At 57.9% G+C, this 1483-nt stretch carries 1 protein-coding gene and 1 pseudogene; both read right to left on the bottom strand.

Annotated features, from left to right (window positions below; genetic code table 11):
* Positions 1 to 763: 763 nt before the first annotated feature.
* Complete coding sequence (locus LYNGBM3L_RS42445; RefSeq protein ID WP_131827464.1) at positions 764 to 1030, bottom strand: hypothetical protein; 267 nt, start codon at positions 1028 to 1030, stop codon at positions 764 to 766.
* Between the two features lie 60 nt (positions 1031 to 1090).
* Positions 1091 to 1435 (bottom strand): annotated as a pseudogene (locus LYNGBM3L_RS33385) (Uma2 family endonuclease); the annotation flags it as partial.
* Positions 1436 to 1483 lie beyond the last annotated feature (48 nt).

Below are 1483 nucleotides of genomic sequence, written 5' to 3'. Positions count from 1 at the left end.
CCACGGCAGTCGTTCATGGGGGGAACCACGGCAGTCGCTCATGGGGGGAACCACGGCAGTCGCTCATGGGGGGAACCACGGCAGTCGCTCATGGGGGGAACCACGGCAGTCGCTCATGGGGGGAACCACGGCAGTCGCTCATGGGGGGAACCACGGCAGTCGCTCATGGGGGGAACCACGGCAGTCGCTCATGGGGGGAACCACGGCAGTCGCTCATGGGGGGAACCACGGCAGTCGCTCATGGGGGGAACCACGGCAGTCGCTCATGGGGGGAACCACGGCAGTCGTTCATGGGGGGAACCACGGCAGTCGCTCATGGGGGGAACCACGGCAGTCGCTCATGGGGGGAACCACGGCAGTCGCTCATGGGGGGAACCACGGCAGTCGCTCATGGGGGGAACCACGGCAGTCGCTCATGGGGGGAACCACGGCAGTCGCTCATGGGGGGAACCACGGCAGTCGCTCATGGGGGGAACCACGGCAGTCGCTCATGGGGGGAACCACGGCAGTCGCTCATGGGGGGAACCACGGCAGTCGCTCATGGGGGGAACCACGGCAGTCGCTCATGGGGGGAACCACGGCAGTCGCTCATGGGGGGAACCACGGCAGTCGCTCATGGGGGGAACCACGGCAGTCGCTCATGGGGGGAACCACGGCAGTCGCTCATGGGGGGAACCACGGCAGTCGCTCATGGGGGGAACCACGGCAGTCGCTCATGGGGGGAACCACGGCAGTCGCTCATGGGGGGAACCACGGCAGTCGCTCATGGGGGGAACCACGGCAGTCGCTCATGGGGGGAACCACGGCAGTCGCTCATGGGGGGAACCCCCAAGACCGCGCTGCCTCCCCAAGACCGCGCTGCCTCCCCAAGACCGCGCTGCCTCCCCAAGACCGCGCTGCCTCCCCAAGACCGCGCTGCATCGCTTAATATTTCTGAAGCAAGATCCTCTACAGACATTCGTTTTTTCGCCGCCGCTTTTATTAAAATGTCTTGAGAATTTTGACTGATTTTGATATTTGTTATAAACATATTCAATCCCTTTAAAACATTCAAACTTAATCTAATACTTGAGAAGAATAAACAGTCTTCTCAATCAAACTCAGGTGCCCAAACCTCAACAACAGGCAATTCCCACCCAGGAAGCAATTCCGGCACTTGCAGCACATCCCCATTCCCCAGCACAACTTTATCTCGATTGAGGCGATAAACCTCCATGGTGCGAGTCCTCGGATCCACTAACACCCCAACTTGAGTCCCCAATTCCAGAAATTGCTGGATTTTCCGGCGTAATTTAGCCAAACTATCAGTTCTAGATTTAACTTCAAACATCAAGTCAGGAACTAACTCCGCGTAACCTTCTGTGGTGCGAGGTAAACGTTCAGCTAGGATAAAAGAAGCATCGGGAGCGCGAACATCTCCATCTTCGTTTATCAAAACAGGGATTCACCCCATTCTGATCTGGTTTTTTACAAAATTTAACAA

It is taken from the genome of Moorena producens 3L (assembly GCF_000211815.1).
GTDB classification, from domain to species: Bacteria; Cyanobacteriota; Cyanobacteriia; order Cyanobacteriales; family Coleofasciculaceae; genus Moorena; species Moorena producens.
The sequence above is the reverse complement of the archived record's forward strand: the minus strand, read 5'-3'. Positions and strand labels throughout refer to the sequence as shown.